Annotated in this window: 6 protein-coding genes; 1 reads left to right on the top strand and 5 read right to left on the bottom strand. The window is 42.2% G+C overall.

Annotated elements, in window-relative coordinates; translation table 11 throughout:
* Nucleotides 1-16: 16 nt before the first annotated feature.
* A complete protein-coding gene (locus FDX19_RS25740; RefSeq protein WP_368666081.1) occupies nt 17-235 on the top strand; it encodes a TIR domain-containing protein in 219 nt (72 codons plus the stop codon).
* Nucleotides 236-358: 123 nt separating this feature from the next.
* Here the strand turns inward: FDX19_RS25740 and FDX19_RS24985 are convergent, their stop codons facing one another.
* From FDX19_RS24985 to FDX19_RS24960, 5 genes are all read right to left on the bottom strand, one after another.
* Complete coding sequence (locus FDX19_RS24985) at nt 359-2,584, bottom strand: P-loop NTPase fold protein (protein ID WP_249357605.1); 2,226 nt, start codon at nt 2,582-2,584, stop codon at nt 359-361.
* Between the two features lies 1 nt (nt 2,585).
* Nucleotides 2,586-2,765, bottom strand: a complete 180-nt coding sequence (locus FDX19_RS24980; RefSeq protein ID WP_212734729.1) for a hypothetical protein — start codon at nt 2,763-2,765, stop codon at nt 2,586-2,588.
* Nucleotides 2,766-2,805: 40 nt separating this feature from the next.
* The gene (locus tag FDX19_RS24975) at nt 2,806-3,618 is read right to left on the bottom strand and encodes a hypothetical protein (protein WP_137384821.1); all 813 of its coding nucleotides are present in this window, start codon (nt 3,616-3,618) and stop codon (nt 2,806-2,808) included.
* Nucleotides 3,608-4,096, bottom strand: coding sequence for a hypothetical protein (locus FDX19_RS24970; RefSeq protein WP_137384820.1), 489 nt, complete (start codon nt 4,094-4,096; stop codon nt 3,608-3,610). The genes FDX19_RS24975 and FDX19_RS24970 overlap by 11 nt, the downstream gene beginning before the upstream one ends.
* A gap of 1,462 nt (nt 4,097-5,558) precedes the next feature.
* Nucleotides 5,559-6,242 (bottom strand): hypothetical protein, encoded by a 684-nt coding sequence (locus FDX19_RS24960; RefSeq protein ID WP_137384818.1) that lies wholly within the window; start codon nt 6,240-6,242, stop codon nt 5,559-5,561.
* Between the last annotated feature and the right edge of the window lie 298 nt (nt 6,243-6,540).

Raw genomic sequence — 6,540 nt, 5'->3', positions numbered from 1 at the left:
GTGTTGCGTCCATCAGTTGAACTCACAGCGAGGAGCGGAAGTTAGTGTTAGCGGTTATTCCTTGGCATCTGAAAGCACACGACTGCGTGCACGTCAGAATGTCCTGTATGAGCTGGGATATTTCGCGGGGAAGTACTGGTACTCAAGAAGGGCGAGCACGAAAGACGTTCAGATCTTGCTGTCGTACTGTATACCGAGCTTGATGAACATGGCGGCTGGAAACGCAAATTGTTGAGCAAAGGAATATGCTGGGATCCCATTTGACAAAGAAAAAGCTCTTAGTGTCTGAAAATAGATGTAAGGCCGCTAAGCGGCCTCTCACACTGAGTTAGTCGTTATTACCCGTAGAACAGAGGCATCAGAATGACTTACTGAGGGCGATGGCGGCCCTAACGTCTTTAACTTGATCTGGAAAATTATCCTCGGACTCAATACGCTCTAACCTTTCCAGGAGCATTTCCTCACCTCCAAACAGGTGAGCTATATCCCTTATTTTTAGTGTCAGATAGTGCCCAGTTGCACTGGAAATAATATGAGATCGCAGGCTCAGTAACAACATCAGAAAAACTTTATCACTGTCAATATGTTGAGTAATCCATGAAATAACGTATTCTGGGCCTGCAATATCCTGCCAGGCCCAGACAAAGCCCCCCAGATCGCCATCCTGCACAAGCAGTGATTTCAGTTCACCCTTGTTTAAACGTTCGCAGAAATGTTGACGAATACAGTTCAGTTCTCCATCGTTCAGTACACACTCGTTCTCTGGCTCAGCTCGGTCACCGGCCAACCCGTTCTGCCACAGCAAATCGCGGATATAATTCGCAATCCAGACCCAAGCGGTTCCTTTCATCGTCAATGAAAGCAGGATTTCCATCGTTTTCGTCCGGTCATTATCCAACATCCTTTTCAGAAGACGATCAGCCACGCTGTTTACATCAAGATCATACCGTGAAAACCAGCGATTTCTCTGCCTGTAACGTTCATATATCTCATCGCCAGCATTAAAGAAAAATGTCAGCAGACCATGACACTCGAAGGCTGCACGCTCGTTTATCATCGGCCGTGTCAACTGACTTAGAATATGTTCAAACCAAGTGCGTGAGGACACACCATTGCTGTTGATCCTAGCCAAGAGTTCACGGGCCATCGCCGGATATTCTTCAGGATTACTGCTTTTACGGAACAGCTCATCAAAATACGCTGGTGGCAGTACGTTCTGAGGCGAAGAAAATGCAAAGTAATAACGCCAGTATGCCGTGCTCCCGAGACGCCGATTTGCTGTCATCAACGCTTTATCTTCATCACTTGTCTGAGCAAATAGCTTCTGTATATTAGCCTGGTACCCTGAAATTCCCGGCACCCAGTTTTTCAGGGAACTTACAGATTTTGCTTCTGAAGCTCGGAAACGGGACAGACACTCAACTAAATTTTGTGTCAGCAATTTTTGTTCTTCCTCACTTACACTGCCGTCACCAGATTCCACAATTGCCCGCTCTGTAAGATATTCTTCTATCCAGTCATGCAATCCGGGATTGGTGGTGCGAATCAATTGCAAAAAGCTCAGATCCGGTAAATAGACGTAATCACGTATTCCGCTGTATCTGAACCGCAGATTATTCAGGGACAGATGAACTTCACGGGGTGTTTTCAGCGCAGCACCGTAGATATCAGTCACGCGATTCAAGTCATTTATAAATTCTTCGTCCGGAATCTCGCCGTTAACCGTTTCGTATAATCCGACAACTCCCGAAAAAAATTCACGACGTAGGTCGAAAGATTCCGGTCTCGGCAGGCTAAACGAAATTTGCACAATTTTCTGCAGATAAAGTTCGCCATCCTCCACGCCTAGACCTTTTTTGATGGCCAGAGCAAGTACAGATTTGTCATAACAAAGTATGTAGCGGAAGCGGGGAAAATCAGCGACGGATTTGACCAAGCGGACGACCTCCACAGCCTGCGCAGGCTCCAGTCTGTCCAGATCATCAAGAAGAATAATAAAGCTTAAATCCATTCCGACAATCTTTTCTGCAATTTCAGTACGCATCTCCGTAGCAGTTTTTTCTTTTTCTTTTAGCCATTGAGACTCTGATAGCGCATCCAGCGCGCCGCTGGCATCTGGTATTACCGGGATCATCGCTGCAGCCTGAGCTAGGGGGGCAAGATGGCGGGCAGTCGCTCTTGTATATTCCATCAGGGTCCGAGCTGTCCGGGTAAGTCCTTTTTTCTTTTCGAGGCTTTCCCGGTCTTCAGGCGAAAGAAGACGCTCTTCCTCAGCGGCAATAATACCTGCCACAGGTATCAACAGCGATTCCACCAGACTGGTTCCGCTGCCGTCGAGCCAGGGGGATATACTCAGAACAAAGGTGTTGTCCTCTTTCTGTTTATCCAGTTCCGTGTGCAATAGGTTAAGCAGACTCGTTTTTCCCGAGCCCCATACTCCCTCAATGCCGATAACGGCGCTTCCTTCACGACCGATAGCCTGTATTGACTGTGCCAGCTGTGCAGCAACATAGCGAAAATCATAGCGATCCTGTTCCGGACGGGTGACAGACTGATCCAGTCTCATTACATCGATATCAGACATTTCACAAATCCTCATACATACAGTTCAATCCGGCGAGGGCCTCCGCCAGTGTGCCTTCAACGCACCCCGCAGTGAATTCACGGATCAGCGTCTCGAACGCCTCTGCCAACAAAAAAATTTCCCCTCCGTCGATACCGATGAATCCCTCTGGCATGACGTCTATGGGCGAGGAAAGCATCATGTGCTTGCCCTAGTGACTCTGCTCTAACTCATGTTTATTTTTAATACGGAAAACTAATTTCTTCTTTATCAGAAGGGATAGCTTTTGAAAGTATGAAATCAATATGTGGAATTTCAATTTCTTTTTTATCACTACAGCAACTATGGAACTCTCTGCCACTTTTACAAGGGCAATCATCCTCGTTTCTCACATTTGCAAAACGCTCTTTTGGAAACCTCATAGTTGTTCTATTTAAATCCCACTCCTCGAATGCATTTTCTAAAATATTTGATATATATTGTATCAGTGTAAAATCAAGGGTTGCATCATCATGCATTACTGAATACTTTTGAGCCGGCGTTGATACAATTGAAACCTCAAGGAACTCCATGTCATGAGCTATATGAAGACATAGTTCACCGTTATAGATTTTACCTTTTTTATGTCCGCACCTCGATCTTGGTCTAACTCTGTGATCACAGATACTGCAGGTATAGTAACCAACTTTAAAACCGGGACTAATAAATAGGCAATACGGATAAAGAGACTGCCATTTAAGAACCTTGTCTATTATGAACTTAGATCTTGTATTAATTAAAAAAGTTTCAGTTGAATTTTCATTAAGAAATTCATAATTTATTTCACACTGTTCGAGTTCATTCCATGCATCTCTATATTTCTTATTTTTTATATTATTGAATGCTCGAATATAAAGCACATTTAGATCAAATGCTTTAAGTACTCTCCAGCACTCATTGGCTTTTTCTTCATCACCATATTTGATAGCGTTTAATTTTTCTTTTTTTATGGAGTCAATCGCTTTAATAATTTCTGGATTTACAATGTCTTCCAAGGTTGTTAATTCAATCTTCATTACTAAATCCTTTAACAGCATTCAGAACTTCATTGAAGTTTTCTATTTTTCCATTGTACTCAATTGAAACAGTCTTTCCATCCTTCTTTTCAACGATGAATGTTAGCGAAATTTTATCATTTTTCTTTGCTTTTATTTTATCATAAATATATGCTGAAACTACGCTACAGAATATAGGTATTACAAAATTTTTAATAATAAAGGTACCAAGCCATATATCTGCCGCATGCAACCCCAATTCTTTATATTCGTCGTCGGTAGCATATACTTCGGCACTAATTTTATTTTCATTAAGATAATCTAGTGTATCTAATGTGCCTGTGTAATAAACGTCTTCATACCCATGAGATGGTAAAATAATAACGTTTTTTCCTTTGAGTATTGATGATATTTCTGGTGGTGCGTCCGCAATTAAGGATTCAAAAGTAAATATTGACTCTTTGATTTCAAACTTTTCACGGTCATTGAAAATTTTCATTTACACCCACTGTTAATATATGATGGTATACTTGAGACACATTACTGTATATAAGGTGAAATTTCAATAACCTTTATATGGATAGTGAGTGTTACATCAAAAAACATGCTAACAGCATACAACGATCACCTAATTCACCACTCAATATTAGCAATGTTGTAAATGATCGCAATAGTTAAATATATACCCTGTTTGAGTAGAGGCATCGGCAGAGGGATTGGATCATTACTCTGAGGAATCACCTAGGGGGCTGTAATCGTGGGCATGCTAGTGGTTATAAAGAAAGGGCAACAATGTCCAAGATTTTCAGGTTGCTTTGAAAATTTAGAGGCTGATCTGAAATTCCTTGTGTTCTGTTTAGACACACAATTTTTTCTGCCATATATTAAAATTTATAATTTGTCTTTAATAAGTCATCCCAAGCATTAGCTAATTATTTCTCATGCTAAATGTTTATAGCAGCAAAGCTGTTTGCCGTAGCACTGTCTCTCAATCTGGTTGTTGAAGTGATTGGTTGCATAATTTTAGTTGTTAAGCAAAGTCAAGAAAAGGAAGGTTAGTTAACCTTTTTTGCGACTTTCATTGATAATCGCTCGAATTCTATTAATAACATATGGGAACCTTCAAGTTCCCATATGTTATTAACCCAGAGTATGATCTCCATTTTTGTGATGTTTATGTCCCAAACACTGCAGGTTCAGCGGGATATTTACACAAATAGTGATGTCCGCTTTTGGCACTCTGAGGACGTTCGGCCCCTCCGACTTTATAGGGCCGGACCGCCAGTTACGATCAGTGCTGACGATAAGTATTTCGCAGTTTTGGCTTATTCATCGACGTATCAACGACCACCGATTACTTGACGCTTTTATATAGAGTAAATTTTCCTGGACGAGATTGTGAACCTTTATTTTTAAGTTTCAGCTTTCGGCATAATCGTCCATAAACATCTGGAGGAAAACCTCCATCGAACGACCATTTATCGCTATGTTTCGTCATCTGTAGAATCCCAGATATATTTTTATACTTATTACCGAGATTATTCTTAACAATACATTCAGAAACCTCCGAGCTATGCGTAAAGCTCAGTTCGGATAACTCTTTTATCAGCTCATTGAATTCCTGAGCATCTAAAGATTCAGTATTTTGTACTGAATGGATTGTTTGTGGCTTATGTATAAATGTCATAATAATCATCCATATGATTTACGTCTCTGCGTCGTAAATGTGAACTAAGTGTAAGTATCCCGCATGAATCACTGAACAATATGACACCGGAGGAATACCGGCAGCACCATTATTTGGCGGGGATCTCAAAAAATGCATGGAACCAAAACGGGTCTAGTTACATAAGTACTACATTAAAAAACTAGCCTGACAGAGTCATGCTTTGGGAAATAACCATGAGGTACCGTCGTATTGCAGGTTCACTATGAGTGAAACGCTGCCAGCAAAACTGATATCATTGCCGCATATTATTTCGCGACGCTAACGGGGTGTATTTGAAGAAATCCCGGATTGAGTGGCAAGTTTTACGTGTAATCACCCATATATTAAGCGGTGCGGGGTGCAGTAATGCTTGGTAATCATCGGCGATGCGTTTAAACAGCTGTTGCCGATAGCTAGGCAATGGGCCTGCCAGCACGGCAAGCTCTTCATTGTAGCTTTTTGCTTGCTCTGGCTTCCAGTAAAGGCGGCTGAGTTCTTTCGTACAGTCATCGTTGGCCAGCGATGGGGAGGCAAGTACCTTGTTAATATGTAGTAGCAGTGGAAGGATGAGTATTTTCCATTCTTCAAAGTCGGCCTGACGGTGAAGTTCCAGCGTATTCTGAAATTGTTGTCCAGCTTTAGTATCGATTACTGTTCCTGCTTCAGCTGATTTTTTCAGGCATTGAGTAACCTCCGCCAAGGTGATTCTCTTGGTATATTCCCCGGATAAATCTTCAATAATTTTATAGATTCTCATGCAGTTCATGTGCAGATTGTTCACACAGCTGTCGCACTCAAATGCCAACCGCTCCAACTTGGTAGTTTCGAGCTCTAGCACTTTCTTACGAATATCATTACTTAACGCGAGTTTGGCCCCGAGCCAGACCGCAGTGACGGTCACAATGGGTGTGATAAGATCTTTCCAGTTAAACAGCATGATCTGTATTTCCTGATAGATGACTTCTGCAGTCGCAGAACAGTAATGGCAGACACTGAGCTAGCACACTATAGCGAGCACCGTGGGTGTGGTTGAGGCTGTAAATGCTGTTTTTACGGCGGGTACGGTCAGTCCGAACCTCCGGAGAGGATTGTGTGCCAAGTAAGGGCATGCAAAACATATAACGAACTACCCGAGGAGCCAGGAAGAAGTCTACTGACCGATTCCCTGCTAACGAACATAAACTATGTCTCGTCGATGTCCGCTTCTGGCTGTGAGTTCAACTGATGGACGCAAC

This window comes from Citrobacter sp. wls619, from assembly GCF_005281345.1.
Classification (GTDB): domain Bacteria; phylum Pseudomonadota; class Gammaproteobacteria; order Enterobacterales; family Enterobacteriaceae; genus Citrobacter.
This window is presented reverse-complemented; position numbering and strand designations above follow the sequence as displayed.